The 18,401-nt window shown below is 69.1% G+C and carries 16 protein-coding genes and 1 other RNA gene; 9 read left to right on the plus strand and 8 right to left on the minus strand.

What is annotated here, in order from left to right:
• Positions 1–152 precede the first annotated feature (152 nt).
• The 4 genes from ACJ8AN_RS34550 to ACJ8AN_RS34565 form a co-directional block, all read right to left on the minus strand.
• Positions 153–1,148, minus strand: coding sequence for an HNH endonuclease (locus ACJ8AN_RS34550; protein ID WP_407759822.1), 996 nt, complete (start codon positions 1,146–1,148; stop codon positions 153–155).
• Between the two features lie 285 nt (positions 1,149–1,433).
• Entirely contained in the window at positions 1,434–1,613 is a 180-nt protein-coding gene (locus tag ACJ8AN_RS34555; RefSeq protein WP_407759823.1) for a hypothetical protein, read from the minus strand.
• Positions 1,614–1,739: 126 nt separating this feature from the next.
• Entirely contained in the window at positions 1,740–2,192 is a 453-nt protein-coding gene (locus tag ACJ8AN_RS34560) for a hypothetical protein (RefSeq protein ID WP_407759824.1), read from the minus strand.
• Positions 2,193–2,337: 145 nt separating this feature from the next.
• Positions 2,338–2,913 carry a hypothetical protein gene (locus ACJ8AN_RS34565; protein ID WP_407759825.1) on the minus strand — a complete coding sequence of 192 codons (576 nt, stop codon included), beginning with the start codon at positions 2,911–2,913 and terminating at the stop codon, positions 2,338–2,340.
• 142 nt (positions 2,914–3,055) lie between these two features.
• Between ACJ8AN_RS34565 and ACJ8AN_RS34570 the strand changes: the two genes are divergently transcribed.
• Both ACJ8AN_RS34570 and hrpA read left to right on the plus strand, forming a co-directional pair.
• Positions 3,056–3,550, plus strand: coding sequence for a DUF1801 domain-containing protein (locus ACJ8AN_RS34570; protein WP_407759826.1), 495 nt, complete (start codon positions 3,056–3,058; stop codon positions 3,548–3,550).
• Positions 3,551–3,690: 140 nt separating this feature from the next.
• Entirely contained in the window at positions 3,691–7,401 is a 3,711-nt protein-coding gene (gene hrpA / locus ACJ8AN_RS34575; RefSeq protein ID WP_407759827.1) for an ATP-dependent RNA helicase HrpA, read from the plus strand.
• Between the two features lie 58 nt (positions 7,402–7,459).
• Here hrpA and ssrA read toward each other — a convergent pair.
• Positions 7,460–7,824: a transfer-messenger RNA gene (ssrA, locus tag ACJ8AN_RS34580) on the minus strand.
• Positions 7,825–8,023: 199 nt separating this feature from the next.
• On the opposite strand from ssrA, the gene ACJ8AN_RS34585 reads away from it, so the two are divergent.
• The 5 genes from ACJ8AN_RS34585 (at position 8,024) to ACJ8AN_RS34605 (ending at position 14,179) form a co-directional block, all read left to right on the plus strand.
• On the plus strand, positions 8,024–9,382 hold the full coding sequence (locus tag ACJ8AN_RS34585) for a M16 family metallopeptidase (RefSeq protein ID WP_407759828.1): 1,359 nt from the start codon (positions 8,024–8,026) through the stop codon (positions 9,380–9,382).
• On the plus strand, positions 9,382–11,001 hold the full coding sequence (locus ACJ8AN_RS34590) for a M16 family metallopeptidase (protein WP_407759829.1): 1,620 nt from the start codon (positions 9,382–9,384) through the stop codon (positions 10,999–11,001). Before ACJ8AN_RS34585 ends, ACJ8AN_RS34590 begins: the two co-directional genes overlap by 1 nt.
• A gap of 159 nt (positions 11,002–11,160) precedes the next feature.
• A complete protein-coding gene (locus ACJ8AN_RS34595; protein ID WP_407759858.1) occupies positions 11,161–12,894 on the plus strand; it encodes an OmpA family protein in 1,734 nt (577 codons plus the stop codon).
• A gap of 34 nt (positions 12,895–12,928) precedes the next feature.
• Positions 12,929–13,192, plus strand: coding sequence for a hypothetical protein (locus ACJ8AN_RS34600; RefSeq protein WP_407759830.1), 264 nt, complete (start codon positions 12,929–12,931; stop codon positions 13,190–13,192).
• A gap of 84 nt (positions 13,193–13,276) precedes the next feature.
• On the plus strand, positions 13,277–14,179 hold the full coding sequence (locus ACJ8AN_RS34605) for a hypothetical protein (RefSeq protein WP_407759831.1): 903 nt from the start codon (positions 13,277–13,279) through the stop codon (positions 14,177–14,179).
• Between the two features lie 13 nt (positions 14,180–14,192).
• Here the strand turns inward: ACJ8AN_RS34605 and ACJ8AN_RS34610 are convergent, their stop codons facing one another.
• Positions 14,193–15,350 carry a hypothetical protein gene (locus ACJ8AN_RS34610; protein WP_407759832.1) on the minus strand — a complete coding sequence of 386 codons (1,158 nt, stop codon included), beginning with the start codon at positions 15,348–15,350 and terminating at the stop codon, positions 14,193–14,195.
• A gap of 244 nt (positions 15,351–15,594) precedes the next feature.
• Between ACJ8AN_RS34610 and ACJ8AN_RS34615 the strand changes: the two genes are divergently transcribed.
• Entirely contained in the window at positions 15,595–16,194 is a 600-nt protein-coding gene (locus tag ACJ8AN_RS34615; protein WP_407759833.1) for a hypothetical protein, read from the plus strand.
• A 13-nt stretch (positions 16,195–16,207) separates the two neighbouring features.
• Here the strand turns inward: ACJ8AN_RS34615 and ACJ8AN_RS34620 are convergent, their stop codons facing one another.
• Positions 16,208–16,825, minus strand: a complete 618-nt coding sequence (locus tag ACJ8AN_RS34620) for a TlpA family protein disulfide reductase (protein ID WP_407759834.1) — start codon at positions 16,823–16,825, stop codon at positions 16,208–16,210.
• Complete coding sequence (locus ACJ8AN_RS34625) at positions 16,822–17,889, minus strand: CFI-box-CTERM domain-containing protein (RefSeq protein WP_407759835.1); 1,068 nt, start codon at positions 17,887–17,889, stop codon at positions 16,822–16,824. Before ACJ8AN_RS34625 ends, ACJ8AN_RS34620 begins: the two co-directional genes overlap by 4 nt.
• Positions 17,890–18,002: 113 nt before the next feature.
• Here ACJ8AN_RS34625 and ACJ8AN_RS34630 point away from each other — a divergent pair, with 113 nt between their 5' ends.
• On the plus strand, positions 18,003–18,320 hold the full coding sequence (locus tag ACJ8AN_RS34630; protein ID WP_407759836.1) for a hypothetical protein: 318 nt from the start codon (positions 18,003–18,005) through the stop codon (positions 18,318–18,320).
• Positions 18,321–18,401 lie beyond the last annotated feature (81 nt).

The raw sequence follows: 18,401 nt of genomic DNA on the forward strand, positions 1-18,401 counted from the left end.
CCGACGCGCCCACCATGGGCTATTGAGGGTGTCCGTTGAGAGGGTCAAAGAACTTGACAATGGATTGAGCCCGTGCGCGTCAACTACCCTGACACAGGGGGCCTTCACCTTCAGCACCGCGCGCCGCTCCAAATAATGGTTATAATGGCTGCTTATTTGAATTGATTCTCAATCTTTTGGAGTCCTTCCTTGATTGCTTCTTCCCACCCTTCGGGCACGTCAAACACAACCGTGTGCTCAATGATTGTTTCCTCTCCAGGATGAGCTTCAGCCTGATCAATGCCGCCATCCAGAATGGCAGGGACCGCGAGCAGTTTCTCCAGTTGTCGCCCCATCACACCCTGAAATAGATTAATGAGCGGTCGATAGGTGTCTGAAACCCAGGCAAACATAACCTCCTCTTCCCACCGAACAAGTTCATCCGCAATGTTTCCGATGAGTTGGCATACATGTGCGATCTCTTCAGCATCTCCTGGCTCTCCGGGCAGACCCCATGCCTTTTGGAGCTGTACGCTGTAGAGGGCCTTCAAAGGATCCATGTAATCCATACCTTCGGCAAGCTTTACCTGAAACCATCTGATAATTTCTTTATCAGCAACCGGCGTTCGCTTGTGTACCCGGAGATTGCTCTTCAAGTCTGACCATCTGCGACTGGGTCTTTTTAAATTCGAGCGGAGCAGTTCAGCAGTCAGTCGGTATTCCCAAAAATTGAGTTTTTCACGCGCTATCTGTTTGGCGAGAGGATTTTCATCGAATAGCCCTTCGAGAGAGCGTTCACGAAGCTGCAAGCGAAGAACTTCAGTTCGATTTCCGAGCTTTTCAGTAACGTAGTTCTCATGCTCGTGCCGCCAGCTAAAGAGAAGGTCCGCTGGGTATGACAGAGCGTCATTGTCTATGAGTTTGTGGCAATTGCGACAGAGCCAGATCCCGTTGGTGATCTCCGCACGTGCCCCATCAGTCATGTCCGCACGATATCTGGCAGAGCCAGGTAAGGCGCCAAAAACATGCGCTGCTTCGCCTATGCTTATGGCCTTCTGGGGGTCGGCTGTGGGCCCAGATGTTGTGGTTCTGCAATCCGGGTTTGAGCAGAGGTGCGCAGCCCTTTTGGCGAGTACGTCCTTCGTAGTCGTACTGAATTCCGGTGGCATCGCATCATGCTATTGCTTTCCTTCGCCCTTGCAATGGCCGGTTCTCGATACCCATGGGTGAGAAATCTACCCGCCGTTGGGCCCTCCCGGGCAGTGTGGCTCGCCGCTGCTGAGGCCGTCCTGAACGTGCCAGCCAGAAGGTGTCAGAGGATTCGTACTACGCATCGTCGCCGCGAACCGCCTCATTGAGCTGGCGGACGACCGGCTTGTTGCCGTTGAGGTGCTCCGCGCAGAGTGGCACGCGCCGACTCGAATTCTCTGACACCTTTGCCGGGAAGGGGCCGGCTACTTCGCCGCGCCCGTCATCGACTTGAGCAGATTGAGCAGCGCCTGCTTCTCCTCGGCGGTGAGGTGGAGCGGCTTGATGCTCACCGAGACGCTGCCCGCGTAGTTGCCCACCGGCTCGCCGCCCCGGTCGTACAGGTCGATGACTTCCTCGAGCGTCTTCACCTCGCCGGTGTGCATGTACGGCGCCGCTTGCTAATGCCCAGGTCCGGGCACACCCGGAAAGGTGTCAAAGGATTCGCTCCAGCCACGAGGCCAATCGCTTGGGTCAGTTTGACGCGACAACTATGTTGACACTCACCGCAGCTACTCGGCAGATGGCACCCCTGCTTCGCGCAGCGCGTCCTCAACCTCGACCGGCGAGGGATGCTTTGCCGAAGGGGTGGGATGCTCCATATTGACGTAGTCCACCTCAGCCCCTTGGCAGATGATGAAATGGCGCATCTTCTTCAGCTCGCGATGGACCCTCTCACCTGCCGCAGCGTTCCTACCCGAGAGCGGTCTGGCTGGCTTATCGATGTTCACGAAGTGAAGTCTGAAGAAGTCCTTTTCGCGATCCCATTTCAGGAGGGTGAGCGGTCCAAAGAAGCCGATCCCTCCGGTGCGATACCAGTAGATCGGCTCCTGCCGTCCCCATGTGAGTGCGAGCTGCTTGGCCCCTGCACGGTGCGTGAGGAGCAGGAGAGTGTTCGCCCGCACCTCATTAGCCCAGTATCCATCCGGGTCCGATGAACCGTTGATGATGACGATTCGCGACATGCTCTCCATCATAGGTTGTTTTGCGCGGCCCGGTTTGGCGCTCCTTCGGGTAGCCCCGAAAAGCGTATAGGTGGGATAGAAGCCATGTTGAGGGTGAGGGCTGGAGCGCACGAGGAGAGCCGCTGACGGGGGCCCCGAGAGGGTGTCAAAGAATTCGAGTGACGAGACCCGGCACGACACGCGGCGGGAAGGAGAAGGGCGGAAAGGGGGCTGAGAAGTCCCCCCGCCTCCACCGCGCCGCCGCCTCTCGGAACACCGCGACGAAGGCCCGGTACTGCTCGCGCAACTCCTTCAGCGCCTGACGCGTGGAGGCATGCCCCAACGGCCTCGGGCTGCGCTTGAGCTGCTCCGGCCGGGTATGCGGGTGCTGTGCCCGCACGGCTCGCGCCCCCAGTACGGGCTTGTCCCGTGCGCGAGCCTCGGCTTCCACTCCCTCCACCAGTCCCCGCACCGCACGCTGCCGCTCCTCCTCCCCGAGTCCTTTCCAACACGGCAGGGGCTCCACCACCAACTCCACTGGCTCGGCGATTTCCTCGGCGAAGCGCCCCTCCCCCTCCGCCATGTCCTCGCTCCCCCTCTTGCTCCAGCGCTTCGTCCAGCTGAACCACTGGAACAGACGCCGAGCCGGGCCCAGCAACTGCGGCAGGCACGTGAGGCCCGGCCACTCGGCGCTCCTCTCCACCAGGCCCTCCTTCACTCCATGAGCCAGCACGTAGCGCAACCGGCCTACCAGAGCCTCGTCGTCCAGTGTCAGTTCCGCCTATGCGTCCACCCGCTGGAAGCGCACCTTCCGACCCATGCACCCTCCGCTGCTGGGGTAGCCTCCCCGCCCGCCCCGGCGGTCCGGGGCCTCGGAGGCTCGGATGGCAGCACGCAAGGCGATGGCGAAGAAGACACCCACGAAGAATCCCCCTGCGAGGAAGAGCGCCGCGAGGAAGACGCCCGCGAAGACCCCGGCGAAGGGCGCGGCCGCCAAGAAGACCCCTGACCGCCAATACCTGCGCCGCGAGGACCTCGGCGCCCCGGCGGACGCCTTCTTCGCGCAGCAGCCCCCGGAGCGGCGCGAGCACCTCGAGGCCCTGCGTGCCCTGGTGAAGAAGGCCGCCCCCGGCGCCCGCGAGTCCATGAAGTGGGGCATGCCCTACTACCAGCTGAAGGGCGGGTTCTGTGCGCTCTACACCTCGAAGACCTACGCCGCCCTCAGCATCATGGCGCCCCCGGAGAAGCTCGACGACCCGGAAGGAAGGCTCGAGGGCACCGGGAAGACCATGCGCCACCTCAAGGTGCGCAGCGCCGCGGACCTCGACGAGGCGAGCATCCTGCGCTGGGTGAAGGCCGCGGTGGCGCACCACTCCTGAAGGAGGCACGCCCGGAGGTGGCCTGCCGACGCCAGCCCGCGGAGAAATCGCGCAGCGCTGAAGCTCGCCCCCCGAGCGTGCAGGCGCCCACACACTTCGTCTGGGGCGGAGCGTGCGCTTCGGTGCTAGGCCTTGCCGCCATGTCCGGCGACTCACCCGTCCCCATCCCCGGCGACTTGCCCATCCTGCACTTCCCCCCCGAGCTCCCCATCTCGAGCCGGGTGGAGGACATCACCGCGGCCATCGCCGCCCATCAGGTCGTCATCGTCGCGGGGGCCACCGGCTCGGGGAAGACGACGCAGCTGCCCAAAGTCCTGCTCGCCATGGGGCGCGGCCGCCCGCGCCAGATTGGCGTCACCCAGCCCCGGCGTATCGCCGCGACGAGCGTGGCGGCGCGCGTGGCACGCGAGCTCGGCACGGAGCTGGGCACGGACGTCGGCTACCAGATTCGTTTCGAGGATCGCTCGTCCCGGCGGACGGCCGTGAAGTTCATGACCGACGGCGTCCTGCTCGCGCAGATTCACGGCGACCCGCTCCTGAGACGCTATGACACGATCGTGCTCGACGAGGCCCACGAGCGCAGCCTCACCATCGACTTCCTGCTCGGGTGGCTCAAGCGCATCCTCCCCAGGCGCCCCGACCTCAAGGTGGTGGTGAGCTCGGCCACTATCGAGACCGAGCGCTTCTCGCAGTTCTTCGGGGGAGCTCCGGTCATCCAGGTGGAGGGCCGTACCTTCCCGGTGGACGTGCTCTACGAGCCTCCCCCCGAGGACGCCGAGCTCGCCGACTCCGTCGCCGATGCGGTGGCCGACGTGCTCTCGCTCGACCCGGACGGGGACGTCCTCGTGTTCCTCCCCGGCGAGCGGGAAATCCGCGAGACCGAGAATGCCCTGAACGCGCGCGAGCTCCGCGGCACGGTGGTGCAGCCCCTGTACGCGCGCCTGTCGGCCGCCGAGCAGGCGCGCGTCTTCGCCACCATCCCCGAGCGCCGGGTCATCCTCGCCACCAACGTGGCCGAGACGTCGGTCACCATCCCGGGCATCGTGTACGTCGTGGACACGGGGGTGGCGCGCCTGTCGCGCTACGATCCGCGCTCGGGCACCACCCGCCTGCACATCGAGCCGGTCTCCCAGGCCAGCGCCGACCAGCGCAAAGGGCGCTGCGGCCGCGTGCGCGAGGGGGTCTGCGTGCGCCTCTACGACGAGGCGGGCTTCACCACGCGGCCCGCCTTCACCGACCCGGAAATCAAGCGCACCGGGCTCGCGGGGGTCATCCTGCGGATGAAGTCCCTCGACCTCGGTGACGTCGAGGACTTCCCCTTCCTCGACCCGCCCCAGCCGAAGTCCATCGCCGAGGGCTGGCGGGTGCTCGAGGAGCTCGGGGCCATCGAGGGCAAGGAGCGCATCCTGACGCCGCTCGGGCACCAGCTCGCGCGCTTCCCGGTGGACCCGCGCATCGCGCGGATGATTCTCGCCGGCGCCGAGTACGGGTGCCTGGACGAGGTGCTCATCGTCGCCGCGGCGCTCAACCTGCAGGACCCGCGCGAGCGGCCACGGGAGCTCGCGCAGAAGGCGGACGAGCTGCACCGGCGCTTCCGAGACGAGCACTCGGACTTCACGGGCCTGCTCAAGCTGTGGGCGTTCGTGCGCGAGGCCGAGGGCCGGGGGACGTCCCACCTGCGGCGCGTGTGCCGGGACAACTTCCTGTCCTTCCCGCGGGTGCGCGAATGGAGGGACGTCCAGCGCCAGCTCGAGGAGACCGTCCGCGAGCTGCGCCTGCCGCGCAAGGGCCAGGGCGCCCCGGCGCGCGGGGACGCCCTGCACCAGGCGCTGCTCACCGGGCTCCTGTCCCGCATCGGCCAGTGGAATCCGGAGCAGCGCCACTACACGGGCGCGAAGCAGACGCGCTTCATGGTTCACCCCTCGTCGGCGCTCGCGAAGAAGCCCCCTGTCTGGGTGATGGCGTTCGAGCTCGTGGAGACGTCCCAGCTGTTCGCGCGCACCGTGGCGAAGCTCGACCCGGAGTGGCTCGCGGCGGCGGCCCCCCACCTGCTCAAGCGCAGCCACTCCGAACCGCACTGGTCGGAGAAGTCCGCGCGCGCCGTAGTGAAGGAGAACGCGACCCTCTTCGGGCTTCAAGTCTTCAAGGAGCGCCCCGTGGCCCTGGCCAGCATGGACCACGAGCGGGCACGGCTGATGTTCCTCGAGCATGCCCTGGTGCGCGGCGAGTACCGCACGCGGGGGGCGTTCCAGGAGAAGAACCGCCAGGTGCTCGAGCGCGTGGCACGCCTGCGGGACAAGGCCCGGCGCAGCGAGCTGCTCGACAGCGAGGCGCTGCTGACGTTCTTCGACCAGCGCGTCCCGGCGGACGTGACGGACGGGGCGAGCTTCGAGGCCTGGCGCCGCAAGGCCGAGGCGGCCGACCCCGACGTGCTCGTCCTCTCGATGGAGGATGCCCTCGCGCACGACCCGGGCCTGTCCCCGGCGCACTACCCGGACGCCATCACCCTGCACGGCGCGTCCGTGCCGGTGACGTACACCTTCGACCCCGCGGCCGAGGACGACGGCCTCACCCTGAGCGTGCCGCTGCTGCTGCTCGCCCAGCTGGTCCCGGGAGAACTCGACTGGACCATCCCCGGGTGGCAGCGGGAGAAGCTCACCGCCCTGCTCGAGCAGGTCCCCCGCGCCCAGCGCAAGCAGCTGGGGCCGGTGCCGGACCTGGTCGACCGTCTCGAGAAGGAGCTGGTGCCCTTCCGCGGGCCGATGATTCCAGCGCTCGCGCGTGCGGTGTCCCGGCTGTGCGGCGTGGACCTGCCCGAGGAGTCCCTCCGGGCGGATGCCGTGGCGCCGTACCTGCGCATCACGCTCCGGGTGCTCGACGAGCGGGGAAAGGAGCTCGCGCGGAGCCGCGACGCCGACGCGCTGCTCGAGCAGTACGGGGGACGTGCCCGGGCGGCGCTGCGCAGCGCGGCACCGGCCTCGGACTGGGAGCGCAAGGGGCTGACGGCCTGGACCTTCGGCGAGCTGCCCCCCGTGGTCACCCGGCGGGTCGGCGGGCTCGAGGTCCGCAGCTACCCCGCGCTCGTCGACCGGGGTGCTGCCGTGGACCTGGTGCTGCTCGAGACATCCTCCGCCGCCGACGCGGCCACACGCACGGGGGTCCGCCGGCTCCTGATGCTCGCCGCGCGTGGACACGTGGCCGTCAGCGCCGCGCGCATGCCGCCGCCCTTCCCGTCCCTGGACGGTGCGCCGCCCGCGCGGGGCCAGGCCGACGCCTTCCGGGCGCTCGTCCTCGCACGCAGCGTCGACGATGCGTTCAAGCTCGTACCCGGTGCGCCGCTGCCCCGCACGCAGGCGGCCTTCGAGGCGCTGGTCCGTGAGGGCTCACCGCGCATCGAGCGTGCGGCCCGGGACTGGGCGGACGCCGTCGCTGACACCTCCAGGGAGCTCGCCGCGACGCTCGGTGCACTCAAGGCAGCATCCAAGGGGCCGAGCGGCGCGGCGGCCGTGCGGGACATCCGCTCGCAGCTCGGGCACCTGTTCCCCGCGAACCTCATCGAGTGGATTCGCTTCGTGCACCTGCTGAACTACCCGCGCTACCTCCGCGCGGCCCAGGCACGGCTGTCGCGAGCGGTGGCGAACCCAGGCAAGGACGCAGGGAAGGCCGAGCCCTTCACCCCCCTGTGGGAGACCTTCCTCGCCAGGCGCGCCACCGTGCGTGACCAGGAGGCGGCGCGGGAGTTGAGGTGGGCCTTCGAGGAGCTCCGCGTGGCCATCTTCGCCCCGGAGGTGACGACGCCCGTGTCGGTGACGGTGGCGAAGGTCGGCGCGGCCCTCGCGACGCTGCGCTAGTGCGGAAACGAGGGCAAAGAAAAAGCCCAGCAACCCGGTGAGATTGCTGGGCTTCTGAATGTGGAGGCGGCGGGAATCGAACCCGCGTCCGAAAGCCTTCCGTCCTTTGACCCTACGTGCGTAGTCCGCGGTTTGTTACGTCCCCCAGACTCCCACGGACGGGATTCTGTGAGCCGGTCCTGGATGATCTCACCGCCGAGAGTCCAGGCACCCTCGACGGCCAGCCCGCATTATGACGGTCCTACCCCACCCCACGGGCCGAGAGCGGGGGGACCGCGCACTAGGAAACTGCTAGTTAGGCAGCCAGCGCGAGCTCAACGTTGTCGTTGGCTTTTGTGTCTGTGTCAGTGGTTTTACGAGCGAACCAACAAGCTCGGCACGCGTCTCGAACTTCCATGCCCCCGTCGAAACCAGGTCGCCCCCTTCGGGCACTTCAACTGCGCTCACTTCCTCGTTGCTCCATCCACCTTAACCCCTGACGGCGGCCGGTCAATCCTTCTGACAGCCCCCGGTGTCGTTCTCCAACGCCCCCACTCGACGCCCGCCCGCTCGTGGGAATAGCGGGTAGCCTGCGCGGTTCCCGGGCCCCCCACCCCCTGGGGCCTACAGCGAGAGGACCCGCATGCGACGACGCCTCATCCCCCTCCTGCTCCTGCTGCTGGGAGTGGCCCTCCCCGCGGCAGCCGCCGAGCAGCCCGCCTCCCCCTTCTTCCCCTACCCCATAAAGGTCGACCGCCTGCCCAACGGGCTCACGGTCGTCCGCGTGCCCTTCAACTCGCCGGGCCTCATCGCCTACCAGACGGTGGTGCGCGTGGGCTCGCGCAACGAGGTGGAGCCGGGCAAGACGGGCTTCGCCCACTTCTTCGAGCACATGATGTTCAAGGGCACGAAGAACTTCCCCGAGGGCGAGCGCGAGAAGGTCATCAGCACCTACGGCTACGACGACAACGCCTTCACCTCGGATGACGTCACCGTCTACCACTCCTACGGCCCCACCGCCGGCCTGGAGAAGCTGGTGGAGATCGAGGCCGACCGCTTCCGCAACCTCGAGTACTCGGAGCCCTCGTTCCAGACCGAGGCGCTCGCCGTGCTCGGCGAGTACCACAAGAACGCCGCCCAGCCGTACCTCAAGATGGAGGAGGAGCTGGGCCGCACCGCCTTCACCAAGCACACGTACGGGCACACCACGCTCGGCTACTACGACGACGTCAAGGCCATGCCCCAGGCCTACCAGTACAGCCGCACCTTCTTCGAGCGCTGGTACACGCCGGACAATGTCATCCTCGTGGTGGTCGGCGACTTCAACGACGACACGCTGATGCAGGCGGTGCGCACGCACTACGGCCCGTGGGACCGCAAGAGCGCCACCGTCACCGTGCCCGCCGAGCCGCCCCAGCGCCAGGAGCGCTCCGTCCACATCGACTGGCCCGGGAGCACCCAGCCGCGGCAGATTTTCGCCTGGCACACCCCGGCCGCACGGCTCGACACCTCGGATGCCGCCATCCAGACGGTGCTCGCCGACTACCTCGTCGGCACCACCAGCCCGCTCTACAAGGAGCTCGTGCTGGACAAGCAGCTCGCGCAGCAGATTTCCAGCGACTACACCATCCACCGCGACCCGCACCTCTTCAGCATCGTCGCCGTCCTCCAGGAGGAGGGCCACCGCGAGGCCGTCCGCTCCGCCTTCAACACCGCCGTGCGCGAGCTGGCCACCGGCAAGGTGGACGCCAGCCGCGTGGAGGCCATCAAGAGCAACACCCGCTATGGGCTCCTCATGAGCATGGAGACGGCCAAGGCCGTGGCCACCCAGCTCTCCTGGTACGCCGGCATCTTCGGCACGCCGGACGCGCTCGCCCGCCACTACCAGAAGGTCTCCGAGGTGAAGCCGGGCGACCTCGTCACCTTCGCCAAGAAGTACCTCACCGCCGCCAACCGCACCCAGCTCACCCTCACGCCCAAGAAGGCCGGAGGTCAGAAGTGATGCGCTCCCTCCTCTCCCGCTCGCTCGTCCTCTCCGCCGCGCTGGGCCTCGGCGGCTGTGCCACCCCGTCCCAGAACGCGCCCGCCCCCCAGGCCGAGGCCCCCAAGCCCCAGGCCGAGCCACAGCAGGCCCAGGCCCCCGCCGAGCCCCCGGCTCCGGCCACCGTGCCCGCCGTGCCGCTCAAGCAGCCCGCGCCCATGCAGGTCGTCGTCCAGGCCAACCCCGTCAGCCCCATCGTCAGCTTCCGGCTCGTGTTCCACTCGGGCTCGGTGGATGACCCCCAGGGCAAGGAGGGCCTCACCGCGCTCACCGCCGACCTGCTCTCCGAGGGCGGCACGCAGAGCCTCTCCTCCGCGCAGTTGCTCCAGGCCCTCTTCCCCATGGCGGCCGAGCTCGACGCCAGCACGGACAAGGAGTTCACGGTCTTCTCTGGCCGCGTCCACAAGGACTTCCTGCCGCGCTTCCTCGACATCTTCACCGACGTGATGCTCAAGCCGCGCCTGTCGCCGCAGGAGTTCGAGCGGCTCCGGGCCCGCGCCCTCAGTGGCGTGCGCAACGGGCTGCGCAGCGAGAACGACGAGCTGCTCGGCAAGGTGGCGCTCGATGCGCTCCTCTACGAGGGCCACCCCTACGCGCACTTCGTGGGCGGCACCGAGAAGGGGCTCGAGTCCCTCACGCTCGACGACGTGAAGGCCCACGCCGCGCGCATCTTCACGCAGGACCGGCTCGTCATCGGCCTGGCGGGCCCCGTGGACGACGCGCTCCAGAAGACCGTCGTCTCGCGTCTGTCCGCGCTCCCGGCCACCGGCGCCCCGCGCGTGGAGCTGCCGCCCGTGCCCGCCACCGGAGGCCGCGCCCTCGTGGTGCAGAAGCCCACCCTCTCCACCGCCGTCTCCATGGGCTACGTCACGCCCCTGCGCCGTGGAGATCCGGACTTCTTCCCCGTGGCCTTCGCCCTCTCGTACCTCGGCGAGCACCGCCAGTCCTCCGGCGTCCTCTTCAACGAGCTGCGCGAGAAGCGCGGCCTCAACTACGGCGACTACGCCTACGCCGAGCACTTCATCGAGCAGCCCGGCACCACCTACAACCGCACCAACGTGGCGCGCACCCAGCAGGACCTCACCCTGTGGATTCGCCCCGTGGTGCCCGGCAACGGCATGTTCGCCACCCGGGGCACCGTCCACTTCTTCGATCGGCTCGTGAAGCAGGGCATTCCCCAGGACAAGTTCGAGCTCAGCCGCGGCTTCCTCCTGGGCTACACGCGCCTGTGGGAGCAGACGGATCAGCGCCGGCTCGGGTACGCCATCGACTCGCTCTTCTACGGCACGCCCGGCTTCCTGGAGCAGTACCGCGCCGCGCTCGCGAAGATGACCCCCGAGTCCGTGCAGACCGCCCTGCGCCGGCAGCTGCGCCCCGAGGCCCTCAACTTCGCCTTCGTCGCCCAGGACGCCCAGGAGCTCGCGAAGCTGCTCGAGGAACAGCCGCCCACGCCCATCTCCTACGCCTCGCCCAAGGCGCCCGCGCTGCTCGACGAGGACAAGGCCATCAGCGCCTGGCCCCTGCCCATCCGGCCCGAGGCCATCCAGGTCGTGCCCGCGCAGTCCTTCATGGAGAAGTAGCCGTGGAGAAGTAGCGCGAGGCTGTAGCAGGCAGGCACTCGCCGGGGGGTTTTCTTCCGCCCCCCGGGAGTGGGTGGTATGGACCGGAGCCAAGGCCCGAATTTCCGGGCCTCTCCCTGGGAGCGGTCCTTGCGAAGCGCAGCAACCCGACTCGCAGTGATGTGCCTGCTGCTGGCCGGCGCCGCTGCCTGGGCACAGCCCGACCCGTTCACGCGCGGCTTCGACGCCGTGCCGCTCAAGGCCACGCCCGCCCAGAAGAGTGGCATCGCCCTCGAGGGGGCCTCGGCCGAGCCCGCCGGCAGTTTCCGCGGCGCCCTGCTCTTCGACTACAACCGCGGCATCCTCGCCCTGAAGCTCGGCGACGAGAAGCTGGGGGACCTCATCCCCTACCGGCTCGATGCCCACGCGCTCTTCGCCTGGCAGTTGCACCGCCGGCTGGAGCTCGCCGCGGATGTGCCCTTCACCCTCACCCAGGGGGACCACTTCCAACTGCTGCGCGATGCGCTCGCGGCCCCCGATTTCCCGGGCGCCGCCGGGGTGAGTACGTACGGTTTCGGCGACGTGCGGCTCCAGCCCCGCGCCTTCCTGCTGCTGCCCGAGGATTTCCCGGTGGGCGTCGCGCTCACCGCCGAGATCCGCCTCCCCACCGGGGATGCGCAGAGCTTCCTCGGCGAGCGCGGCGTGCTCCTGGCCCCACGGCTCGCGGTGGAGCGCGCCTTCGGTCCGGTACACCTGCTCGGCAACCTGGGCCTGCGCCTGCGTCCCCGGCCCGCCCAGTACCTCAACCTCTACGTGGGCAATGAGGTCACCTTCGGCGGCGGTGCGGTGGTGGACCTGCCCGACGTGGGCCCCCTCACCGACGTGAAGGCCATCGCCGAGATGCACCTGGCCACGCCCACCACCGCTCCCTTCAATTTCAGCCAGGCCGACTCGCTCAAGACGCCCTGGGAGGTGCTCGGCGGCGTGCGCACCCGGATTCATGGCGGCTGGGGCCTGGAGCTGGACGTGGGCCGCGGCGTGACGCTCGACAGCGGCTACGGCCGCGAGGCCCTGCGCGTCATGTTCGCCCTGCGCTACGACGAGACGTTCCTCGACTCGGACGGCGATGGCGTGCGCGACTCGCTGGACAAGTGCCCCACCGAGCTCGAGGACACGGACGGCTTCCAGGACAACGACGGCTGCCCGGATCCGGACAACGACGGGGATGGCATCACCGACGGCGAGGACCAGTGCCCCAACTCCGCGGGCGACAAGGCCCACGGGGGCTGCGGCGACTCGGATGGTGACGGCGTGCCCGATGGCCAGGACCTGTGCCCCTTCATGGCCGGCCCCAAGGGTTACGACGGCTGCCCGGACGCCGACGGCGACGAGGTGCCCGACAACGTCGACCAGTGCCCCGACCAGTCCGGTACGCCCGAGGCCGATGGCTGCCCCTTCGACAACCCCCCGCTCGTGGTTGTCGAGTCCGACCGTATCCGCATCAAGGGCAACATCCTCTTCGAGACAGGCTCGGCCACCATCCAGAAACAATCGCTGAAGCTGCTCGATGAGGTGGCCATCGTGCTCGACCGCAACCCCGAGCTCGGACCCGTCCTCATCGAGGGCCACACCGACAACGTGGGCTCGGACACGCTCAACCTGAGCCTGTCCCAGAAGCGCGCCCAGTCCGTCATGGACTACCTCGTCTCCAAGGGAATCGAAGCCCACCGCCTGCGCGCCAAGGGCTTCGGTGAGTCCAAGCCCATCGCGACCAACGCCACCCCGCTCGGCCGCGCGAAGAACCGCCGCGTCGAGTTCCGCCTCATCAAGTCCGAAATCGAAACGCCCGCGCGCACCGTGCCGGCCGACCGGAAGGGCTCGGGCGACGACAAGGGCGACGCCGGCAAGAAGTGAGGCGCCCGGTCCGGGTGCTCAGGGGAGACGCGTCATGGACGAGAGGCTGGGGTTGATCAAGGCGGCCCTCGTGGCCGCGAGCCTCGCCGTGATGGCGCTGGGCGTGGGGCTCGCCCGCTCGAGCCTCCGCTTCAAGCTCTGGCACGGCGGGGTGCTGTTCCTGGTCTCGCTCTCGCTCCTGCTGGGCCTGGGCCGCGAGGGGGTGCCCGAGGGCATCCGCACCTGGGGCTCCGCGTTCGCCGTGCTCCTCGGGGCCTTCTCGGCCGCCGTGCTCTACGCGGCCCGGCGCGGGCGGTGAGCCGGGCACAGCGCTCGCTCGTTTGAATACCGGGGAGCCGGGTCCGTCAGAGGGCCTACGTTCGCGCCACCCTCGAGGCTCCCCATGCCCTCTCCCCTCCGTGCCCTTCCGTGTGCCCTGCTCGCCGGGGTGCTGCTCGCGTCTCCCTCGGCCGAGGCCCGCTTCGGCAAGTCCTCGGACTCCTCGGGCGATTCGAACAAGAGCGAGTCGACGAACAACGAGTCGAAGTCATCGGACTCGCATGTCCACGACGCCACCCCGGTGAATAGCGACTCGGGCTCCAGCAGCAAGCCGGTGCACGAGGCCTCTCCGGTAGGCTCGGGGTCCTCCCGGCCGGAGCACCCCCCTTCCTCGTCGGACCCGGCGTACTACCCGCCGCCGGTCTACGAGCCGGGTTACGCGCCGGGCTATGTGACCCCGAGGCATCGAGGCTCCTGGGAGGAGGAGTTCTCCTCCCGCCGGCACAGGAACTTCACGCTGGGGCTCGAGGGCAACTTCCTGCGCGAGGGCGGGGGCGTCGGTGTCCACCTGGGCGTGGAGGGCGATCGGCTCGGCGGCTTCCTGCGGGCGACCGGGCTGTCGCTGAAGGCGGGGGACGGGAGCGGCGGGGCGGACGAAATCTCCGTGACGGAGGTGCACCTGTCGTGGGCCCTGGTGACGGGACACTGGGGCCGGGTGCGGGTGGAGGGAGGCGTGGCCGTGGCCAAGGCGCCAGACGTCACCTTCGTCGGCCCCAGCGTGGGCGTCTCGGCCGAGGTGTACCTGCTCAACTCCCTGGCCCTGGAGGCCCGGACCCAGGTCACCCCGTTCCCCTACCGCCAGCTCGACGCGGCGGGCGGGGTGGTGTGGTACGTCGGCGGCTGGCGCCTGCTGGCCCTGCGCGGCGGCCTGCGCGTGCTGATGTTGGACGACGCGGGCTGGGTGGATGGTGTCGTCCACCAGGACGTGCTGCCCGGACCCTACGTCGCGTTCGGGCTCGCCATCTGAGGAACGGGCGCCTTCAGCGCGCCGCCTTCCTCCTCGCCGCTCCGCCGCCGAGCACCGACCGGACCCACTGGCGCCAGACCTCGCCGTCCTCGCCGAGGTCTCGACCCGCCAGCAGGGTGAGCACCTGGTGCGCCGGCTCGCGATCGACCGGCGCCTGCATGGCCACCATCTCCAGGAGCGGCTCGCCGGCCCGCTCGAGGATGTGCTCGCGATGGACGGTCCCCTCCGCCTCCACGAGCCGCACGAGCGCCCAGGCCGATTTGTTGCGGTCGGGCGTCGTCGGGAACCAGAGCGCCTCGAGCACCGTCTCCAGCGGGATGACGGCGCGCTTCAGGTCCTTCTGCACCGCCCCGAAGACGCGCAGCACCTCGTTGCGCACTCCCTGGTAGGGGTCTCTCACCGACGGCAGGAGCGTCTCCACCAACTGCTCGCGCGAGGGCAGGTAGGCCAGCAGGTTCACCGCGTGCATGCGCTCGAGCTCGTTACCGTCCTCGCGCAGCACGCGCACGAGAGCCTGGACGTTGCGGGGAACGCCCTCGATGAAGCGCGGCTCCAGGGGTGCGAACTCCGGGTGCTCGAAGCTGCCGTAGCAGGAGAGCGCCTTGCAGCCACCGAAGCCGATGGCGAGCTCGCCCGCGTTGCGCAGCTTCCAGTAGGCCTCGACGTATTTTCCCCAGGCGGCGAGCAACCCTTCCGGATCCTCCACATCGCCCTGGGGCGCGGGGGAGAAGCGCATGCGCCACTCATCGCCCTCGTCGACCAGGTCCACCGTCACCCGCAGGATGTTCGTCTCGAGGTCCACGGCCACCGAGTAGACGCACTGCGCGAACGCGTAGGCCGAGGTGAGGCGCTTCTTGCTCTCGGAGAGCAGCTTGCCGAAGTCCACTGACTCGTCGAGCAGCGAGCCCGGAGCGGGCATCCCCTCGAGCGCGAGCGCGAGCAGCTTCTCCTTCGGAACCTTGCGCGAGCCGAACACCTCGATGCCCCCGTACGTGTACACGGGCTTGCGCGGGGCCGAGGGCGCGGCGGAGGTCTCCGGGGCGAAGGGCGGGAGAGGGACGACAGGGACCAGTTCCACGGTGGGGGCAGCGGCCTTCCGGGAGGGCGCGGCCTGTTGCCCGGGCGTGGCACATGCGGTCAGCAGCGACAGACACACGAGGAAGCGTTTCATGAGACCTCCAGCACCCGGGCTCCGGGCGCGAACGCGGAGTCCTCGTGCAACGCATGTGCCCTCCCGAGCCGCTCGAGCCACGGGGCTCGACCGAGGAGACGCCCTCGTGGCACTCCAGAGCGGCGCGTCACGGATGACCGCTTCTGGGATTCGCGTGTTCCGGATGCGGGCACGCCGCGGAGGGAGGGTCCTTCGAATCGGAGGCGGGCAGCGACTATCCTGAGCGCTGAGGGGGCACCGCGGCATGGAAATCGAAAAGCTCTCGGCGATGGAGGCCATCCGCCGCCGCCCGCACCTGTACCTGGGCGACACACAGCGGCGCAGGACGCTCGTCGTGCGCGCCGTGCTCGACACGGTGCTGGCCGTGGATTGCAGCTGGACGCGCCTGGAGGTGCGCTGGACGCCCGAGGGAACCGTTCACCTCGAGGACGATGACGTGAGCCTGCCGCTGGATGACCACCCCCAGGGACGTCCCCGCCTCGAGCGTCTCGCCACGGAGCTGTTCGCCGGATGCGGCCGCCGTCCCCGGGGCATGGACCTGTGCCTCGTCAACGCCGTGAGCGAGTGGCTAGAGCTCGAGGTGCGCCACCCCGATGAGCTCTACCGGCAGCGCTTCGAGGCGGGCCAGCCCCAGCGGCCCCACGGGGCTCCCGCGCGCGCGCCCCGGGGGACGAGCACCTCGTTCAAGCCCAACCCAGCCTTGCTCGGTGAGGACGAGCCACTGACGCCGGAGTCACTCCTGCACGAGCTCCAGGTGCGGCTCGCGGCGGAGGAGCAGCCCCCCGCCGTCACCTTCGAGTCCGTGCCCGACGGGCTCGTGCTCACGCGGACCGCTCCCGCCTGAGAGCGCGGGAGGATTACTGCTCGAGCGCCTGCTCGATGCGCGCGCGCAACGCGGGCTCGGACATGGCGCCCCGCTGCGCGTCCACCACCCGGCCCTCGCGGTTCAGGAAGTAGAGCGTCGGCAGCGCCGTCACCTGGAACACCGCCGCCAGCTCGTCCGGCGCGTACACCACGTACGGCCCCAGCTCCGGCAGCCGGCTCTGCACGAACTCCTGCACGAACATGGGCGCGTCCGGCATCTCGTCGCGGCTCGCCGCCACGAACACCAGCCCCTTGCCCTCGTACTCCTTGGCCAGCTTCACGAGCGAGGGCATCTCGGCCTGGCACGGCCCGCACCACGTCGCCCAGAAGTCCAGCATCACCACCTTGCCCTTGAGATCCGAGAGCGACACCTTCCCGCCCAGGTACCGCTCCATCGACACCGTGGGCGCCGCCATGCCGTCCGACGCCAGCCGGGCCCGCAGCACCTCCTGCACGGCCAGGTACCCGAGCGCCGCCAGTCCCAGCAGGCCCGTCACCCCCAGCAGCACCTTGCTCCACCCCATGCGCGCCGGCGGCGGCTGCCCCGCGCCCGCGCTCCCCTGCTCCGTGCCCGGCTGCTGTCCGGCGTCTGTGTTCCGCGGCTCCGTCACGTGCTACCCCTCGTCGTCTTCAACACCCGGTGCACCTGCCTCAACACGCCCCGCACTCCCCGCCTCACCCCCGGCCTCCGCACCACCCACCCGGCCACCCCCGGCCCATGCCGGTAGTAGAGCCGGATGAACTCCCGGCCCCACCCGTGGTGCCGCAGCACCTCGTCGCGGAACTCCCGGAACGCCACCAGCTCCGGCGCGCCCTCTCCGAACGCCGCCGTCGCCACGAAGCACGAGCTCGCCGGCGAAATCCACATCAGCCGGTTGTTCGTCAGGTTCACCACCGCCTTCAGCTCGCGCGCCTCGGTGTACAGGAAGACGAGCAAGTCCCTGCGCGCCACCGGGAAGTCGTCGCCGCTCGCCTCCTCGAACTCGATGCGCAGGCTGCCCGAGCCCCGCACCTCGTCCACCGTGAAGAAGAAGCGCTTGGAGCTGCTCTTGTGCTCGATTTCCAGCCCGCGCAGCTCGCCGAAGTACGCCAGGAAGGGCGTGTGGCAGGCCGGGCACACGTAGCGGCGCTGCCCCGGCCCCGGCACGTAGCCGAACTCGTTGATGCGCTTGCAGCCCGTGTTGGGGCAGATGAGCTTCACCTGCGCCACCGGCTCCTGCTTCGGATCGAACCGCGAGGCCCCCGTCGTCCGGTCGTACACCGGCTCGGCCACCGCCTCCTTCGTCCCGAGCGAGCGCGTGGGGTGCGCCGCGCGCTCCAGCTCCAGCGCCCGCCGCCACGCCTCCTCCGCCACCACCAGCCGCCCGTCCACCGTGTGGCACAGCGCCTCGCCGTGCGCCCGCAGCGCCGCCAGAATCCGCTCCGTGGGCTCCCAGCGCCCCGCCTCGCGCTCCACCGCCAGCCCCAGCGCGAGCACCTTCTCCAGCTCCGGCAGCAGCGCCTCGGCCAGCTTGCGCGCGGGATCCTCCACCCGGTGGTACACGGGCGGCTCCGGAAGCCTGGCGAACAGGGCCAGCGCCTGGGCGCGCAGTTGCTCCTGCGCCTCCTGCGCTCGCGGAAGGGACATGGACTCCGCCCGCTGCCGGGCGGCCTGGAAGAGCTCTTCGGGCTGCAAGGCCGCGCACATTAGAGGGCACCCCGCCCGCTGTCAGTGCCCTTCCCCTCGCCCCGCCAGAAACTGGCCGGCTCCCCCGCCCCGGTGTACGAGGGGGTAGGAGGATGTGAACCATGGGCTTCCTGAAGTTCCTGGTGTGGACGGGTTGTGCGGTGGGACTCGGGGTCTTCCTGGCGTCGGGCAATGTCGAGGGCCGCACGCCGTGGGAGTACGCGCAGCGGCAGTGGAACCGGCACGTGCGGCCCTCCGGGGTGGACCGTGACGTGGATCGCGAGGTCGAGCGGGTGACGGACGGCGTGCGCGATGCGTTCGAGGACGCCAGGGACGCCGTCAACCGCAAGACGAAGCAGGCCGCGGCCCCGGCGCCGCGCGAGCACATCACCCATGAGGACCGGGCGGAGATCAACCGCATCATCGCCCAGAAGAAGTAGCCTTCCCTACCCTCGCCGACCGCCCCGCTTCCCCTCCGGTTCCCCCCTCCCTAGCTTCTTTCGAGGCGGGCGGGCCGGAGG

Origin of the sequence: Archangium sp. (assembly GCF_045802675.1) — a bacterium.
Taxonomy (GTDB): domain Bacteria; phylum Myxococcota; class Myxococcia; order Myxococcales; family Myxococcaceae; genus Archangium.